Source organism: Collinsella sp. OM08-14AT (assembly GCF_003438115.1).
In the GTDB taxonomy this organism is placed as follows: domain Bacteria; phylum Actinomycetota; class Coriobacteriia; order Coriobacteriales; family Coriobacteriaceae; genus Collinsella.
In genome coordinates, this window is the sequence record NZ_QSTE01000002.1 from 79064 (window position 1) to 94853 (window position 15790).

General features: G+C 62.3%; 17 protein-coding genes. 11 read left to right on the plus strand and 6 right to left on the minus strand.

The window, feature by feature from the left end; all coding sequences use genetic code 11:
* Positions 1–68: 68 nt before the first annotated feature.
* Together DXC18_RS01830 and DXC18_RS10540 are read right to left on the minus strand one after the other, a co-directional pair.
* Positions 69–1175: a hypothetical protein gene (locus tag DXC18_RS01830; RefSeq protein ID WP_233503821.1), complete on the minus strand. Its 1107-nt coding sequence runs from the start codon at positions 1173–1175 to the stop codon at positions 69–71.
* A 1-nt stretch (position 1176) separates the two neighbouring features.
* On the minus strand, positions 1177–1374 hold the full coding sequence (locus DXC18_RS10540; RefSeq protein ID WP_199412176.1) for a hypothetical protein: 198 nt from the start codon (positions 1372–1374) through the stop codon (positions 1177–1179).
* On the opposite strand from DXC18_RS10540, the gene DXC18_RS01835 reads away from it, so the two are divergent.
* A complete protein-coding gene (locus DXC18_RS01835; RefSeq protein ID WP_158551942.1) occupies positions 1369–2433 on the plus strand; it encodes a sensor histidine kinase in 1065 nt (354 codons plus the stop codon). The two genes, DXC18_RS10540 and DXC18_RS01835, sit on opposite strands and share 6 nt — an antisense overlap.
* Positions 2434–2451: 18 nt before the next feature.
* On the opposite strand, the gene DXC18_RS01840 is transcribed toward DXC18_RS01835, so the two are convergent.
* Entirely contained in the window at positions 2452–3027 is a 576-nt protein-coding gene (locus DXC18_RS01840) for a hypothetical protein (RefSeq protein WP_117564541.1), read from the minus strand.
* A 136-nt stretch (positions 3028–3163) separates the two neighbouring features.
* Between DXC18_RS01840 and trxA the strand changes: the two genes are divergently transcribed.
* The 8 genes from trxA (at position 3164) to DXC18_RS01880 (ending at position 10417) form a co-directional block, all read left to right on the plus strand.
* Positions 3164–3484 carry a thioredoxin gene (gene trxA, locus DXC18_RS01845; RefSeq protein ID WP_117629728.1) on the plus strand — a complete coding sequence of 107 codons (321 nt, stop codon included), beginning with the start codon at positions 3164–3166 and terminating at the stop codon, positions 3482–3484.
* Positions 3485–3705: 221 nt separating this feature from the next.
* The gene (locus DXC18_RS01850) at positions 3706–3954 is read left to right on the plus strand and encodes a hypothetical protein (protein ID WP_006235225.1); all 249 of its coding nucleotides are present in this window, start codon (positions 3706–3708) and stop codon (positions 3952–3954) included.
* Position 3955: 1 nt separating this feature from the next.
* Entirely contained in the window at positions 3956–4468 is a 513-nt protein-coding gene (gene nikR / locus DXC18_RS01855; RefSeq protein ID WP_199408882.1) for a nickel-responsive transcriptional regulator NikR, read from the plus strand.
* Between the two features lie 101 nt (positions 4469–4569).
* Positions 4570–7038, plus strand: coding sequence for a carbamoyltransferase HypF (hypF, locus tag DXC18_RS01860; protein WP_117716167.1), 2469 nt, complete (start codon positions 4570–4572; stop codon positions 7036–7038).
* A gap of 131 nt (positions 7039–7169) precedes the next feature.
* Positions 7170–7430: a HypC/HybG/HupF family hydrogenase formation chaperone gene (locus tag DXC18_RS01865; RefSeq protein ID WP_117629671.1), complete on the plus strand. Its 261-nt coding sequence runs from the start codon at positions 7170–7172 to the stop codon at positions 7428–7430.
* Positions 7430–8542, plus strand: coding sequence for a hydrogenase formation protein HypD (hypD, locus tag DXC18_RS01870; protein ID WP_233505688.1), 1113 nt, complete (start codon positions 7430–7432; stop codon positions 8540–8542). The genes DXC18_RS01865 and hypD overlap by 1 nt, the downstream gene beginning before the upstream one ends.
* A gap of 48 nt (positions 8543–8590) precedes the next feature.
* Entirely contained in the window at positions 8591–9625 is a 1035-nt protein-coding gene (gene hypE / locus DXC18_RS01875; RefSeq protein ID WP_117629670.1) for a hydrogenase expression/formation protein HypE, read from the plus strand.
* Between the two features lie 123 nt (positions 9626–9748).
* Positions 9749–10417: an HAD family hydrolase gene (locus DXC18_RS01880; RefSeq protein WP_233508975.1), complete on the plus strand. Its 669-nt coding sequence runs from the start codon at positions 9749–9751 to the stop codon at positions 10415–10417.
* 276 nt (positions 10418–10693) lie between these two features.
* Here the strand turns inward: DXC18_RS01880 and DXC18_RS01885 are convergent, their stop codons facing one another.
* Both DXC18_RS01885 and DXC18_RS01890 read right to left on the minus strand, forming a co-directional pair.
* A complete protein-coding gene (locus DXC18_RS01885; RefSeq protein ID WP_117629668.1) occupies positions 10694–11251 on the minus strand; it encodes a hypothetical protein in 558 nt (185 codons plus the stop codon).
* 235 nt (positions 11252–11486) lie between these two features.
* On the minus strand, positions 11487–12023 hold the full coding sequence (locus tag DXC18_RS01890) for a PTS glucose transporter subunit IIA (RefSeq protein ID WP_117629667.1): 537 nt from the start codon (positions 12021–12023) through the stop codon (positions 11487–11489).
* A 337-nt stretch (positions 12024–12360) separates the two neighbouring features.
* Here DXC18_RS01890 and DXC18_RS01895 point away from each other — a divergent pair, with 337 nt between their 5' ends.
* Positions 12361–13215 carry a MurR/RpiR family transcriptional regulator gene (locus DXC18_RS01895; protein ID WP_117716169.1) on the plus strand — a complete coding sequence of 285 codons (855 nt, stop codon included), beginning with the start codon at positions 12361–12363 and terminating at the stop codon, positions 13213–13215.
* Positions 13216–13358: 143 nt separating this feature from the next.
* Here DXC18_RS01895 and DXC18_RS01900 read toward each other — a convergent pair whose 3' ends face one another.
* On the minus strand, positions 13359–14036 hold the full coding sequence (locus DXC18_RS01900) for a helix-turn-helix domain-containing protein (protein ID WP_233508976.1): 678 nt from the start codon (positions 14034–14036) through the stop codon (positions 13359–13361).
* A gap of 356 nt (positions 14037–14392) precedes the next feature.
* Here DXC18_RS01900 and DXC18_RS01905 point away from each other — a divergent pair, with 356 nt between their 5' ends.
* A complete protein-coding gene (locus tag DXC18_RS01905) occupies positions 14393–15520 on the plus strand; it encodes an IS110 family transposase (protein ID WP_117716171.1) in 1128 nt (375 codons plus the stop codon).
* Positions 15521–15790: the final 270 nt, after the last annotated feature.

Below are 15790 nucleotides of genomic sequence, written 5' to 3' on the forward strand. Positions count from 1 at the left end.
TCGGTCGTCGATGAATGCATTCTAAAGGATTGGGCCTCTAGCATGCGTGTCCGAAAAGACGATACAGGTCAGACAACCCAATCAGACGTCGTCTCGAGCACGTCCTCTGCACGGTCGAGCGTGCTTCTGGCCTTGGCACCCTGTTTGAACCACGAGCGCAGGTCCTCGAGCGTGCTGCCCGCTGCGTACACCTTGATTTTGCGACCGCCTTTCGTGGTCACCGTGCAACGGTCGCCGCTCTCGCTATCCTCGTGCGCCGTGACCTTCTTGAGATAATCGCGGCGGAACGCCACGACGCGGGCGTTGCTGATCTCGATGAACCAATCGTCGTCGACAAGCGAGGTGCCCGTGGCACCTCGGCTCGCCATCTCCTCGGCGAAGGAGAAACCGAGTTCGCGCTCCTGTCTGCCGATCTCGTAGATACCACGGGCGGGCATGCTGAGCATGAGCAGAGGCAGGAGTCCCCCTATGAACAGGAAGAGGCATGGGACGAGCAGGAGCAGACGAGCACCGGCGTCGGTGAAAACAGCCATGAAGGCGATCACGAGCGAGAAGACGAGCGCCATACCGTTGAAAACAATCGTCAACGGCTTGATGGCAGACCAACACAGACCCGCCTTGGTCATCGGGCCGTCAACAGCGTCCGAGACCTCGATGCCCTCTTCCTCCAGACGGGCGAGGAGGTTGAGCGAGCACACCCCCTCGAGGCTTATCGAGCAGAACTTCCGGTCGCCCTCGAACAGGTCGATCCTCATCATCTGCGTGTGAAGCGTTGCACGGGTGATGTTGCCAAACGTCGTCTCCTTGCGGATGCCGAAGGCGTTACGCGAGAGAATTCGCTCACCGTCCACGTCGATGCGCGGGATGCTCAGCAGGGCCCAGATGGCCATGCCCGCGAGCGCCATGGCGTGACCGAACCACACAAGTTCGTGGTCCCACTCGCCCAACGAGACGCCCTGCCAGACGTAGACACCCAGCATGAGCAGTTCGAACGCGACGGCGCAGCAGGCGATGATCGTGCGAATGGCAGCGGGCATGCGCACCGTGAAGCGATCGAGGCTGTCCGTCGCCTCACTGCGCTCGCGCGCGCCGCGACGGGCGACCCATGCAGTGAGCGGACCGACGATGAACACCACCATCGCCACGCGCAGGAACGATTCGAGTATGTCGCCCATATTAACCACCATCCCAATAGAAAACGTGAATTTGGGAGACTATAGCAGAGCGAAGCGATCTGCACGGCATCGTCCGGGTGTTTTCGGCATACGGTGGAAGCTGGTTGGGGTCGGCGCCGTAACCGGATGCGCATTCGGCCTCGCCAATGCCGTCGGCGGCGAGCTTTTCGCCCGACAGGCCTATCCACTCGTCGTGCATCTGCCGCTTGTCGTCTACCTGTGCGTTCGCTATCGCCTGAGTCCGCTGCTCGCCATCCTGGGCGTTACCAGTGCCTACCTGAGCTGCCAGTTTAGCAACTGGATGGGCATCGCCGCATTCGCTGCCACCGATTCGCAAATCGCATATTACGCGGCGCGCATCATCACGACGCTCGGCGTCTTTGCGATCTTGCTGCATTGGGCCAGAGACATCGGTCCGCGCCTGGCGGCCAAAAGCCCCACCGAGTTGGAGATTCTGCTCATCCTGCCGCTCGTCTACTACATCTTCGACTACGCCACCAACGTCTATACCACGCTCTTCCACTCGGGCTCGGTAGTAACCGTTGAGTTTTTGGCGTTCGCCCTCTGCGCGTTCTACCTTATGTTTCTTGCCGTCTACCTTCGCGAATACGAGGCAAAGGAAATCGCCGAGCGCGAGCGCTGGATGCTCGCGACCCGCGACAGCGCGGCCATCAAAGAGCTCGAAGCCTGGCGCCAGTCCGGACGCGAGCTCTCGGTTCTCCGTCACGACATGCGCCACTACCTGCGCGGTCTAGCGGCCCTGATCGAAGAGGGTCACACCGATGAGGCACTCGAGCGCATCGACGCGCTCTGCGAGACCAACGACCGCACCGCCGTGCGCCGCTACTGCGCCAACGAAACGGTCAACATTGCGCTCTCGTCGCTTTCCGCGGACATCAACGCGCACGGCATCACCGCCGACCTGCACGCCGCCGTGCCCGAAACCGTCCACGTGGGCGATGTCGATCTATTCAGTGTGGTATCGAACGCCCTGGACAATGCCATCGCCGCGGCGAGCGCCGCCCCCGAAGGCAAGCGGTTTGTCGACCTGGACCTTCGCTACGAAGACGGTCAGCTTCTATTGCTGGTTTCCAACACGTTTGGCCGTGCGCCGCACATGGTCGACGGCATGCCCGTGACTCAGCACACTGGGCACGGCTTTGGCACCAAGAGCATTATGCTTGCCGTCGAGCGCATGAACGGCAACTGCCAGTTCCGCATTAACGGCGACCGGTTTGAGCTGCGCGCCGTGATGTAGGGGCTGCCGCCAACCTCGCTACAGCGGTGCAGCCGCCGGGGTCAGCTGCTTAATGTAGGCCCACATGCGCTGCTTGGCGGCCTTGTCGGTGAGCGCCGCCTCAAAACCGTCGAGCGCCAGCACGCGGCGCCCCTGCACATGGGCGACCAGGCCGGGCTTGAGCATGGCGGTGTCAAAGTCATCAATTGCCACAAGCATATCGGCATAGGTCTCGCGCATGACATCGGCCGCACTGTTGTCCAGCAGCAGCACCGCCTCGGGGTCCAAGGTCTCCAGCGCCTCGCGGAACAGGTCGCACGTCAGGGCCTCGCCCGCCGCGACCGCTCCGTCGCCCGCGCCGGCGACGCTTGCCAGCACACAAAAATCCTCGGGGGCATATCCGATGGCACCGAGCGCCTTGCGCAACGCGGCGCCATCCGCGCCGGCGGCCAGCTCGCCGCCCGAGCACTCGGCTTCATCCAAATCGCCTTTGACCAGCACAATCGGCGAGCACGCGTTGCCCGCGATACGCACACCGCGATCTGCAAGCGACGCGAGCTCCTGCTCGGTCGCCTGAGCGATGGCTTCTTTTTTCTGGCTTTGTGACGTGGGCATGCGCTCTCCAATCGTTTGCGTGCCCACCATTATATAAAAGAGCCGCCCGCGAGTGGTTGCTTTGCGGGCCGCTGGGTATAAGCACGGTCGTACTGAGTTTTACGCGGCCGAGCCGCGTCGTATTATGGAGGTCACCATGGCTGACATTAAGCAGATTACCCCCGAGAACTTCGGCGCTGTCGTCAACGATAGCCTGCCCGTACTGGTTGATTTTTGGGCCCCGTGGTGCGGCCCCTGCCGCTCGCTCTCGCCCATCGTAGACGAGGTTGCCGACGAGCTGGCCGGCAAGTTGGCTGTGGCCAAGTGCAACGTCGACGACAACCAGGACCTGGCCATGAAGTTTGGCGTCATGAGCATCCCCACGCTGATCGTCTTTAAGAACGGCGAGGAGGTCGACCGCTCGGTTGGCGCCTTACCCAAGGCAAGACTTCAGGCACTGCTGGAGAAACATCTGTAATACGCTTGTTACTTGTCTGCCGTCCATGAGCGGTTTCGCACCGCTCACCGGAGTGCCAAACGCAAGGCATGCGACCACGGATAGTATGGTAGTTACAAACAGCCCCCAGTGAACGGGTGCGGGTCGCACAGGCTCGCACCCGTTTTCTTATGCAGCTGCGCGCAAAGCGGGCGTAGTAAAATCTGAACCACTGAACTGCCCCATACAAAAGGAGATTTCCCATGCATGATGTTGGAATGAACATGAGCCAGCTTGCCATGAGCGTCAAACAGGTCGACGACACCATCGAGCTCGCTCACGAATGGAGCCATCAGTTGCTGCATGCGACCGAGAATTTTGACATGGAGCGCATCGGCGCCAAGCTCGAGGCCGCCATGGCCGCGTTGCACGAGGCGCATGACGCGCTCGAGGGCTACGAGGAAGCCATCGAGGCCGACCACAACTCCGTCGGCTCCGTGAAGCTGGTGTAAGGTGGCCGAACACGAGCACGGCTGCGGGTACGAGCACGAGCATCCGCACGGGGCGGACGGTGACGCGGGCTGCCACTGTAGTGGCTCCGGCTCCGAGCTGGTCCGTTTTTCGGTTACCGCACCGGATGACCTGCTGCGCCGTTTTGACGAACAGATCGCGCGCCGCGGCGACGTGGCCAACCGCTCCGAGGCCGTGCGCGACCTGATTCGCGCCTCGATCGCCAAGGAGCAGATGCGCACGCCCGACGAGCATGTTATCGGGTCGCTCACCATGATCTACGACCACCATACCGGCGACCTGACGCGCCGTCTGGACGAAGTGCAGCACGACTACACCGGCGAGATCGTATCGACCATGCACGTGCATCTGGATCACCACAACTGTCTGGAGATCCTGGCACTCAAGGGTCGCGGCGAGCGCGTCTACGAACTAGCCGATCGCCTGCTGGGCCTGCGCGGCGTTAAGCACGGCGAGCTCACGTGCGCCGCCACCAAGCAGAGCCTGGGGCTGTAGCGCACCTACCAAAAAGGGACAGGTTTGTTTTGGCAGGTTTAGCGTTTTACCTACCAAAATAAACTTGTCCCTTTTTGGTCGGTTTTGATGAGGAGTGTCGCATGCGGCATGTGCATATTCATGTGACGGGCATTGTGCAGGGCGTTGGCATGCGACCATTTGTGTATCGCGAGGCCATGGCGCATGGCATTTGCGGATGGGTGCTCAATGCGGGCGACGGCGTACATATCGAGGCGCACGCTCCGGCCGATGCGCTCGATGCTTTTGTTGCCGCGCTTTCTGAGCATGCGCCCGCGGCGGCTCGCGTAGAGCATGTCGAGGTTGTGGACTTGGGGCCTGGCGGTTGGAGTGCTGCCGATGAGCAGGGCTTTCGCATTGTGGCATCGCAGGACCAGACCGCGCACACGACGCTCGTCTCGCCCGATATCGCTACCTGTGACGATTGTCTGCGCGAGTTGTTCGATCCCGCCGACCGACGCTATCACTACCCCTTTATCAACTGCACTAACTGCGGCCAACGCTTTACCATCATCCGATCGTTGCCTTATGACCGAGCGGCCACGTCGATGGATTGTTTTCCCATGTGTCCCAAGTGTGCCGCGGAGTATGCCGACCCACTCGACCGGCGTTTTCACGCGCAACCCGATGCCTGCTTTGATTGCGGGCCGCATATTACGTGGCGCGAGGCTGTGAACGGCGATGCGTGCGGGAATTCGTCCGCGACACCGGCAGTCGGCACCACACGCGAGGCCAGCGACGCCATTATCGAGCGCTGCGTTGAGCTGCTGGCCAGCGGTGGCATCGTCGCCATCAAGGGCCTGGGCGGATTTCATCTAGCCTGTGACGCCGCCAGCGAGCAGGCGGTGGCCGAGCTGCGCCGTCGCAAACGCCGCAGCAACAAACCACTTGCCGTCATGATGCGCGACCTTGCCGACGTTGAACGCCTATGCCATGTCAGCGACGTTGAGCGCGGCTTGCTGGCCGGCAGCATTCGCCCCATTGTGCTGCTGCGCCGACGTGCTGCTTGCGAGAGCGGCGGCTCCCCCGACGCCCTCGCGCTCGCGCCGTCCGTCGCGCACGACCTTCCAGAGCTCGGCATCATGCTCCCCTATACGCCGCTTCAACATCTGTTGCTTGCCGCGGCAGAAGCCTGCGGTATGCACGCGCTCGTCATGACCAGCGGAAACCTGAGCGAAGAACCCATAGAAACCGACGACGATCTTGCCTGGGAACACCTCGTTGCCGCCGGCATCGCCGATGCGTTGCTCGGCAACGACCGCGCGATCCTCTCGCGCTACGACGACTCTGTAGTGCGCGTGGTCGACGGCGCCGTTATGCCCGTGCGCCGCGCTCGCGGATATGCACCCCAGCCGTTGCCGTTGCCGGCGCTCGACGGCGCTCCGTCCTGCGTGCTCGCCTGCGGGCCACAACAAAAGGCCACGATTGCGCTCACGCGTGAAGGGACGAACGGCGAGGCAACCTGTTTTGTGTCGCAGCATATCGGCGATGTTGAAAACGGCGAGACCTTCGATGCCTGGAACGCCGCGCGCACGCGCTTGGAAGATCTCTTTGACTTGGCGCCCGCCGCCTTGGCCTGCGATTTGCACCCCAGCTATCTATCGAGCCAGTGGGCGCGCGAGCAGGCACGGGAGCACAATCTGCCGCTCGTCGAGGTGCAGCACCATCATGCGCATATCGCGAGCGTAATGGCCGAGGCCATCGCCGCGGGCCAGCTTACAACCGACGCGCGTGTCCTTGGCATCGCCTTTGACGGCACCGGCGCCGGCACCGATGGGACCATTTGGGGCGGCGAGTTTCTTGTTGCCGGCCTTGGCGGCTTTGAGCGCGCCGCGCATTTACTCACCTGGGCGCTCCCCGGCGGGGCGGCCTCCGTGCGCGACGCCCGCCGCAACGCCTTTGCCCTGCTCAGTGAGCTCGGTCTGCTCGAGCACCCAGGCGCCGCTCGGCTTTTGGGCAGCCTCGACGAGCAAACGCGCAGCGTGACAGCCACCATGATCGAGCACGGCATCAACAGCCCGCGCACCAGCAGCATGGGGCGTCTCTTTGATGCCGCGGCAGCAATTCTGGGCATCTGCGACAAGGCAACCTACGAGGGCGAGCCTGCCATAGAACTCGAAGCCGCCGCCTGGCGCGCGTTCAGCAGTGAAAGTGCCTGCCCCACCGGCAATATGGCCAGCTTTTCCGTAACCGAATCATCCCGTCCGGACGACTTCCATGTTCTGAACTCCAGACCGCTTTTTGAGGCGCTTTTGGATGGAATCAGGACCGGCGTGCCCGCCGGCAAGCTCGCGCTCGACTTCCATGTCACCATCGCACGCGCGTCGGCCCGCATCGCAAGCGAGATCTGCGTCCGTGAAGACCTCGACACCGTCGCGCTCTCGGGCGGTGTGTTCATGAACCGGCTTTTGCTTCAGCTCCTTACCCACGAACTCAAAGACGCCGGTCTTGCCGTCTTGGTCCCCCACGCTGTACCCGCCAACGACGGCTGCATCGCCTACGGTCAGGCCGCCATCGCTCGCGCTCGCCTCGCGCAGACGGCGTTGCGATAGGCTGTTTTGCCAGCCTGCGCGCCGCCGTCTCACAGGTGTAACGCGTTTGCTCGTGACTTCCGCGAGCGCTACCATCAACTGATGGGTAATTAGGCGCCTATCCAGCGCAAAACGTATAAAAGGGGAACATTATGTGCCTTGCCGTTCCCGGTAAAGTGGTCAAACGCGACGACGACCTTAAGGCGACCGTCGACATGATGGGCATCGAGCGCCCCATTTCGCTGCGTCTCGTACCGACGGCGCAGGTTGGCGACTATATTCTCGTACACGCCGGCTTTGGCATCCAGATCGTCGACGAGCAGGAAGCGCAAGAAACGCTCGAGCTCGTTAACGCCATGACCGAACTGGCCGAAGAAGACCAACTGGCCAGCAATCCGGCCGAGGCATACTAGTGGCGGCCGGACAGCCGGCGCGTTCCGGTATCGACTTTTCGGCATTTCGCGACCCCAGGCTGGCTCGCGAGCTCATCGATCGTATTCATGCGCTTGTCGGCAGCCGCAGCATCAACCTTATGGAAGTCTGCGGCACGCATACCGTGAACATCGGGCGCTATGGCTTTCGCTCCATTATGCCTGCCGGGCTCAAACTGCTGAGCGGTCCGGGTTGCCCCGTCTGCGTTACCGCCAACCGCGATATCGACCATGCAATCGCGCTCGCCAAGATGGACGGCGCCATCATCACCACCTTTGGCGACATGATGCGCGTGCCAGGATCGTCCACCTCGCTTGCCGCGCAAAAGGCGGCGGGACGCGACATCCGCATCGTCTACTCTCCGCTCGACGCACTCGACATTGCTGAGCAAAATCCCGAACGCCCGGTTATCTTTATGGGCGTCGGCTTTGAGACCACAACGCCCACCATTGCCGCCGCCATCCTAGAGGCCGACGCGCGCGAGCTCCAGAACTTCTCGGTCTACTGTGCTCACAAGACCACGCCGCCGGCTCTGCGTGCGATCTCCAACGACCCCGAAACGACCATCGACGGCTTTATCCTGCCTGGTCACGTCGCTACCATCACGGGCCTGGCACCCTTTAGGTTTTTGGTCGATGAGTTCGAGACCCCCGGTGTAGTCACCGGGTTTGAGCCGGTCGATATCTTGCAGGGCATCTGCATGCTGGTCCAGATGGTTGTCGAGCACAGGCCCGCAATCGACAACGCCTACCGCCGTGGCGTCAATGCAGACGGCAATCCCGTAGCGCGCCAGCTGGTCGAGCAGGTGTTTGAGCCGTGCGACACCACGTGGCGCGGACTGGGACCGATTGCGGCTTCGGGTCTTTCCATCCGACCCGAATTCGTGCGCTTTGATGCCGGCGCCCGCTTTGACGTACCCATTGAACCGACGGTCGAGCCACGCGGCTGCCGCTGCGGCGACGTGCTGCGCGGAGCCATCACGCCGAGCGACTGTCCTCTGTTTGGCCGCGCTTGCACGCCCGAACACCCCGTCGGCCCCTGCATGGTGAGCTCCGAAGGCAGCTGCGCGGCGTACTTTAGATACCGCGACTAGCCCGGACGCTCCCGCGTACCGGCACCACCCACGATTGGAGTTTTCGATATGTCCCGTAATGCCACCGATAGCACTGTCCTGCTGGGCCACGGCTCCGGCGGCCAGATGATGAAGCGCATTATCGATGAGGTCTTTCTGGATGCCTTTGGGTCGCCCGAGCTGCTCGCGGGCAACGATGCCGGCGTCGCCGCGCTGCCCGCAAGCGGGCGAATCGCCATGTCGACCGACAGCTTTGTGGTAACGCCGCAGTTCTTCCCCGGCGGCAATATCGGCCGCCTCGCCGTATGTGGAACCGTCAACGACGTCGCGACCTCGGGCGCCAACGTGCGCTACCTCTCATGCGGCTTTATCCTCGAAGAGGGCTATCCCATGGACAAGCTGCGCCAGATTGTGCAAACCATGGCCGAAACAGCGCGCGAGGCGGGCGTGTCCATAATCACCGGCGACACCAAGGTGGTCGAGCGTGGAGGTGCCGACGGCGTCTACATCAATACCGCCGGCGTGGGCGAAGTGCCCGCGGGCGTAGCGCTCAGCGGTGCAAACTGTCGGCCCGGCGATGTCATCCTGGTGTCGGGTACGCTAGGCGACCACGGCATCGCCATCATGAGCCAGCGCGAGGGCTTGGCGTTTTCGAGCAACATCGAAAGCGACGCCGCACCGCTCAATCATCTGGTTGCCGACGTGCTCGCCGCCGCCCCCGACACCCGCTGCTTCCGCGACCCCACGCGCGGCGGCCTGGCATCCACGCTCAACGAGTTTGCCCAGGCCAGCGGCGTTGCCATGGAGATCGACGAGGATGCTGTGCCCGTGCGCCCCGACGTGCAGGCCGCCTGCGAGATGCTCGGCTACGATGTGCTGCAGGTGGCAAACGAGGGCAAGATGGTTGCCGTGGTGCCGGCCGAGCAGGCCGATGCCGCGCTGGCAGCCATGCGCGCCGCGCGCTACGGCGAAAACGCCGCGATTATCGGTCGCGTGCTGCCGCTTGCCGAGGACACCCGTCCCGCCGTGCGCGTACGCACCGGCTGGGGATCGACCCGCATCCTCGACATGCTCGTAGGAGAACAGCTTCCGAGAATTTGCTAGGGCGGAACCGCACGGTCGGCGCGATGCGGCTTGATATCCCTGGAGATGTTCAGATTCCAGCCACGCCAGACACGTAAGCCCAGTATTATGAGGTGCGTTTTAAACCCAATGACGGGAGCTTTCATGGCAGCAGCTTTTTCCCATGTGATTTTTGATTTAGACGGCACCATCCTCAACACGCTCGAGGACCTGGCGGCCGCCGGCAACCATACCTGCGAGACGCACGGCTGGCCTACGTTTGCCGTCGACGAGTACCGCTACAAGGTGGGAAACGGCATGCTCAAGCTGGTTGAGCGCTTTATGCCCGCCGAGTATGCGGGCGACGGCCGTATGTTTGAGCAGACGCTTGCCGAGTTTAGGGCTTACTACGGCGAGCACAAGGAGGACCACACCGCCCCCTATGCCGGCACGATCGAGATGCTCGACCGCTTGCGCGCCGCGGGTGTGCAGCTTGCCGTACTCACTAACAAGGACCACGTCTCGGCGGCTTCGCTTATCGAGAAATACTTTGGTTCCGAGCGCTTTGCGCTGGTGCAGGGCCGTGTCGATGCGTTTCCGCCCAAGCCCGAAGCACCCGTCACGCTGCATGTGATGGAAGAGCTGGGTGCCGATCCGGCAACCACGCTCTATGTGGGCGATTCCAATGTCGATATCCTGACCGGCCACAACGCCGGCCTTAAGAGTGCGGGCGTCAGCTGGGGCTTCCGAGGCCGCGCAGAGCTCGAAGCAGCCGGTGCCGACTACGTGGTTGACACGCAGGAAGAGCTCGCGGCGCTGATCCTGGGCGAGTAACGCCAGCGCTGCCCAACCCAGCCGCCGCAATGCCGTTGCGCGGAAAGTAGTCGTTGGGGACGTTCTTAAACGACTGGTCAAACAATGGCAACGTCGCAGGTAGAGGACGGACAGCGAAAACGCCCCTAAGCGAGCAAGGTGACGTGAAATGAAAGGGCGCTGACCTTCTGGTCGCGCCCTTGAAATTGAACGTCAGATTGCCGCTTAGGGGCGTTTGCAGCGTCGAGCAGTTGCGGCGTTTGGTAAAACGCCGCAACGAACTACCGCGTAACTCCCCTAGTTCATCATTGCATTCATCATCTCGGTGGTTGCGGAATCGTCAGCATACCACTCGCCATCGTCATTGGCGGTGTACTTGAAGGTAACCTTGGTGTCCTTGGTCTTAGCGGCCTTGGTCACGTCGACCATGACCTGGCCGGCCATCTTGTACAGGTCGTCCTCGGAAGGCATCGTATCGAGCGCCGCGATCTTCTCCTGATACTGGGTGGCGAAATCTTCAACGATCTTGTTCATGGACTTGCAGGTAATGGTGACATCGGCAGTCGCGGTGCCCTTGTCCTCGTCGACCGTCACATCGCCGATCTTGTAGTCAAAACCCTCGAGATAGCTCTTGGCGTACTCCTTGGGATCGATGCCCAGCTGCTCGAACTCGTCGCCCGAGGCCTCTTCCAGGCCGGCGAGGAAGTCGTCGCCGCCGTTCTTGACCTCGTCAAACTGCGTCGTAAGATCCTCGGTGATGAGCTCCTCAACCGAAGGACCTCCGCAGCCGGAAAGCACAACCACGCACGCGACCAGAACAGCCATCAGGGGCGCAAGCAGCAGCTTCTTCTTCATGACATTCCTCCCAACAAGCGGCACCGCGCTTCCCGACGCGGTGCGCGTCGTAACAATAAGGCCATACTAGCCGATAACGAACACCCCCGGCAAAGCAAAGGCGCAGTCGGCTCGATTTAACGTCCGAACGGTTTACCGGTCCGCCCAACGCGCAATAAAACGTTCCGCCGCATTGCAATAAAAAAGGGCGGCCGGATAACCCGACCACCCCAAAACACCCTTATGTTGCCGCAGACTACTTGCGGACGACCTTGACGATGGCATCGCCAGCGGAGACAGCGGAGTCAGCCTCGACGGCGAGCTCGACGTCGGCGAACTCGGCGGTGTTGGACACAGCCACGACGACGCAGTCCTTGTAGCCGGCAGCGGCGATCTTGGCGCGGTCGATCTTGAGCATTGGCTGGCCAGCCTTAACGACATCGTCGGCCTTGACGAAGCCCTCGAAGCCGTCGCCGTTCATGTTGACGGTATCGACGCCAACGTGCACCAGAACCTCGATGCCGCTATCGGACTGCAGGCCCACGGCGTGACCCATGGTGACGGTCACCTTGCCGTCGCAGGGAGCGTAGACCAGATCGTCCTCGGGCCACACGGCGCAGCCCTTGCCCAGAACCTCGCCACCAAAGACGGGATCGGGCACGTCGGCCATCTTGATGACCTTGCCCTTGACGGGCGAGCACAGCACGTCGGCGCCGGCAGAAGCAGAGATGGAGGCCGGAGCAGCGGCAGCCGCGGGCTCAGCCTTCTTCTTGAACATGTCAAACAGACCCATACGTTTTCTCCTCTTGATTCAGCGCAACGTTATGCGCATGCCTATGGTGATTATAGTGCCAAATGGCCAAAATACTAAGGCGAGGGCTCGAATCGCAAGCCCTTTCAAGCCCTTCCCAAAACCTTTTCCCCAGTGGTTCTCATATTGTCGATTAACCCTCGATAAGCCGAGTATCGTCTGCGCACGGAACGGGCAGAAGCGGGCGCGCCAAACCCGACACTTCTTTTCGCGCCCACGGACCGCCGCCGCCCCGTCCCTGACACTTCCTGATACCGACCGAAACGTGCCAAAATAAACCCGTTCCTTTTTGCCAGGTTTGGCAAGTGTGGGAGTTCGCATGGATATCAAACGCAAGATTACCGAGGCGCAGGGCCTCACCCCCACCGAGCAACAACCCGGCATTGCGGCCCTTGCCATCGGCGAGGACATCCGCGGGCTTTCTATTAAGGAATTTGCCGCGCGCACCAACGTTTCCGTTGCGAGCGTGCACCGTTTTTGCAAAAAGCTCGGCCTCGAGGGCTTCAAGGATCTCAAGGTCGAGCTTATTCGCTTGACAACTGAGGCGGGAAACCGTCGCGACGTGGACATCGACTTTCCCTTCGATGCTACGTCCACCCCCGCGCAGGTCATGGAGCGTATGGAAGGACTCTACCAGACTACGCTGGCCGAGACGCAGGAGCTGCTCGACCCCGCACAGCTCGACTACGCCGCCAAGCTCATCGCGAACGCCCGACAGGTCGATATTTTCACGGGCTCGCACAACCTCTATCCAGCAGGAATGTTCCGCGATCGCCTACTCTCCGACGGTAAAAGTGCGACGTGCCACGACAATGCCGAAGCCCAGGTGCGCACGGCGCTTGCCTCGGGCCCCGACCATGTGGCAATCGCTATCTCCTACAGCGGCCTTGCCCCCAACCTCAAGGACATCTTGCCGATCATCAGCAGTCGGCATGTCCCGGCCATCGTCATCGGCACGCCTCATTGCGCGCGTATTCACCCCGGCTTTGCCGCCTACCTCACGGTGAGCGACCACGAGAGCATGACGCACCGCATCACACAGTTCGCGTGCCACATCGCCGTGCAATACGTGCTCGATTCGCTCTACAGCAGCTACTTTGCCAAAGACTACGCCCGCTGCTCCGAGTTCCTGGAGCAATCGTTTCCCTACACCCGCCTGCCCGGGCTCAAGTAGCGACGAGCGTGGATTTTTGGACGCTTAACTAACGAGCGTGGACAATCTCCCACTTTGAGGCCGTCACCGAGCCAAAACCGGGAGATTATCCACGCTCATTTTGGGTCCCCTGGGAACGCATGAGGAGGGCGGATAGACAGCCGTTATTTGCGAGGCGTCAGCGACGTAAAGAGTCCGTGTTGGTTGCAGTAAAGAAATATTCTGCCGCGCCCGGTAATATGGAAGCGCGGCTGCACCGATTGCTCTGGATAGAGCTTCTTAAAGCTGATGCCGTCCATAGTCGCATATGCCACAAAGCTAATGTAGTGATCCTTGGTCATGGGATGATCGAGCGTGACGTACCAATCGTCCTCGATGCGCTCGATGGAAAAGGCATGGTCCGCGTCCGGCTCTTCGGCCTCCTGGGGAAACATCGTGGAGCCACAGCAGCTAAAGCTGCCTTCTCCGAGCGCGTGCACAACGTTTCCGCAGATAGGGCAAACGTAAAAGACGCCTTTGAGCATATTGCCTGCACGGTTGGCGTTAGCCCGAATGTCACCAGCCAAAAGCTCAGCCACGCTTATGCCGAGTCTCTGGGCCAAAGGCTCAACGAGGGAAATGTCAGGAAGGCCGCGGCCGGATTCCCACTTGCTGACGGCTTTATCGGTCACGCCAAGGCTTTCCGCCAGGGCGCGCTGGGTGAGGCCGCGCTCTTCGCGCAGCCGCTTGATGGCATGCGCTGCCAAAAAAGTATGGGAAGCATTGGTTTGCCGTGTCTGGTTCATGGGCTGTCCAATCAAGTTGAAGAAATGGAGTGAACCGGTTCGACAGTCAGTATCCATTTGAAGGCCAGGCTCGACAACCTACGCTGCGTAGACATGCGCCAATCGAACGAGCGCGGATTTTTGGACGCTCATCCTCAGTAGTCATTTAAGAACGTCCCCAACGACTACATCAAGAACGTCCCCAACGACTACATCAGGAGTGTCCCCAGGTGCCGGCAGAAAAGGAACGTCCCCAAGTGCCGCCCCTTGCCAGCAACGGGAGTGCCGATGTCTTGGCAACGACAGACACTATGACCCAATCCGAGGGCACTAAAAAGATAGGAGCCCCCGCTCGTGACCGCGGGTCGGGGCTGCGACAATGATGTTGAAGTGCCATAGGCGCAGCCGCGCCGCAACGAGGTTGGGAGGCTCCCATGCCAAAGTATTCTACCGCGTTCGGGATGGACGTCCACCTGAGGTCGACCACCGTCTGCGCCCTCGACGCGGACACCGGCGAGGCCGTGACGAGGAGGTTCCCCGGCAACCCCTGGGGCGAGATCGCCGGGTGGATGGGTGGGTTCCCCGGGCCGTCGCTCGCGGCCTACGAGAGCGGCTACCCCGGCTTCGCCCCGCAGAGGGAGCTCGCCGGGCTCGGCGTCGAGTGTGTCGTCGCCGCGGTCTCGAAGATCCCCAGGTCGGCCGCCGACTCGGCCTCCAAGAACGACAGGAACGACGCCGCCAGGATGGCCAAGGCGATACTCGCCCACGACATCTCCCCCGTATGGGTCCCCTCCCCCGAGGTCGAGGGCATCAGGGACCTCGCCGGCGCCTACGACGGGGCGACCGCGCGCCTGGCGACCGCCAAGCAGCGGCTGCTCGCCTTCCTCGCAAAGCGAGGGTTCGCCTACGGCGGCACCACGCCCGCCGGCAACCCGAGGAAGTACTGGACCTACGACTTCCTGAGGTGGCTCGACAAGGTCAGGCCGGAGGACGACGGCGGGGTTCGGACGCTCGCCGCCCTGAGGAGCGAGGTCGAGGCCGCGGCGGAGGCCCGGGCGGACCTGCTCTCCGAGTACAGGGCGGCCGTGGATGCCAGCCCGATCGCCGCGGAGGCGGCCGCCCTCCAGTCGATCAAGGGCTGCGCCTTCGCGCTGGCCGCAGCCTTCTCGGCCGAGGTCGGCGACTTCACGAGGTTCCGTTCCGGAAGGCAGGTCACGGCCTATTTCGGCCTCGCGCCGAGCCAGAGGTCGAGCGGCGACTCCGTGCTGCTCGGAGGCATCAGCGGCGCGGGCAACGCGCTCGTGAGGAAGCTGGCCGTTGAGGGTTCATGGTGCTACGCCGCGGCGCGGCACCAGCCGAAGCTCATGCCGAGGGACACGGGCGTGCCCCTCGAGATAAGGATGCACGGGAGGAAGGGATCCGAGCGGCTCCTGCGGCGGCGCGAGGAGATGCTCGCCCGCGGCATGCCCCAGGCGAAGGCCAACGCGGCCACCGCGGCCGAGCTCGTGAGGTGGCTCTGGGCCCTCGGCACGATGTGCCGGGAGGGCGCGGAATGGACATAGCCCCCGCCCCGGCGAGCCGGGCGGCCTTCGGGGATACCCCCTATTTCGCTGTGCGCGCGGAGCCCTCCGCATGCGCCTCGACAGACTTGGGGAACCCCGCCGAAGGAGAGGATTGCGGGCCGCCGGAGCGGTATCCGCGGATATGAGACTGAGCCGAAGGCGTCGATGACATGCCGGGGGCGGACCGGGACGGGTTTAACGGCAGGCCCCGCCGACCGATTGCAAGCGGTCGGCTGGGCCATTGTGGCCCTTGACAGCGGATTGGGTCAT

What these genes read in the sequence shown, in the direction of transcription:
- DXC18_RS01830 (WP_233503821.1), bottom strand. Translation starts at nt 1,175, where the DNA reads ATGGGCGACATACTCGAATCGTTCCTGCGCGTGGCGATGGTGGTGTTC.
- DXC18_RS10540 (WP_199412176.1), bottom strand. Translation starts at nt 1,374, where the DNA reads ATGCACGACGAGTGGATAGGCCTGTCGGGCGAAAAGCTCGCCGCCGAC.
- DXC18_RS01840 (WP_117564541.1), bottom strand. Translation starts at nt 3,027, where the DNA reads ATGCCCACGTCACAAAGCCAGAAAAAAGAAGCCATCGCTCAGGCGACC.
- trxA (WP_117629728.1), top strand. Translation starts at nt 3,164, where the DNA reads ATGGCTGACATTAAGCAGATTACCCCCGAGAACTTCGGCGCTGTCGTC.
- DXC18_RS01850 (WP_006235225.1), top strand. Translation starts at nt 3,706, where the DNA reads ATGCATGATGTTGGAATGAACATGAGCCAGCTTGCCATGAGCGTCAAA.
- hypF (WP_117716167.1), top strand. Translation starts at nt 4,570, where the DNA reads ATGCGGCATGTGCATATTCATGTGACGGGCATTGTGCAGGGCGTTGGC.
- DXC18_RS01865 (WP_117629671.1), top strand. Translation starts at nt 7,170, where the DNA reads ATGTGCCTTGCCGTTCCCGGTAAAGTGGTCAAACGCGACGACGACCTT.
- hypE (WP_117629670.1), top strand. Translation starts at nt 8,591, where the DNA reads ATGTCCCGTAATGCCACCGATAGCACTGTCCTGCTGGGCCACGGCTCC.
- DXC18_RS01880 (WP_233508975.1), top strand. Translation starts at nt 9,749, where the DNA reads ATGGCAGCAGCTTTTTCCCATGTGATTTTTGATTTAGACGGCACCATC.
- DXC18_RS01885 (WP_117629668.1), bottom strand. Translation starts at nt 11,251, where the DNA reads ATGAAGAAGAAGCTGCTGCTTGCGCCCCTGATGGCTGTTCTGGTCGCG.
- DXC18_RS01890 (WP_117629667.1), bottom strand. Translation starts at nt 12,023, where the DNA reads ATGGGTCTGTTTGACATGTTCAAGAAGAAGGCTGAGCCCGCGGCTGCC.
- DXC18_RS01895 (WP_117716169.1), top strand. Translation starts at nt 12,361, where the DNA reads ATGGATATCAAACGCAAGATTACCGAGGCGCAGGGCCTCACCCCCACC.
- DXC18_RS01900 (WP_233508976.1), bottom strand. Translation starts at nt 14,036, where the DNA reads ATGGATACTGACTGTCGAACCGGTTCACTCCATTTCTTCAACTTGATT.
- DXC18_RS01905 (WP_117716171.1), top strand. Translation starts at nt 14,393, where the DNA reads ATGCCAAAGTATTCTACCGCGTTCGGGATGGACGTCCACCTGAGGTCG.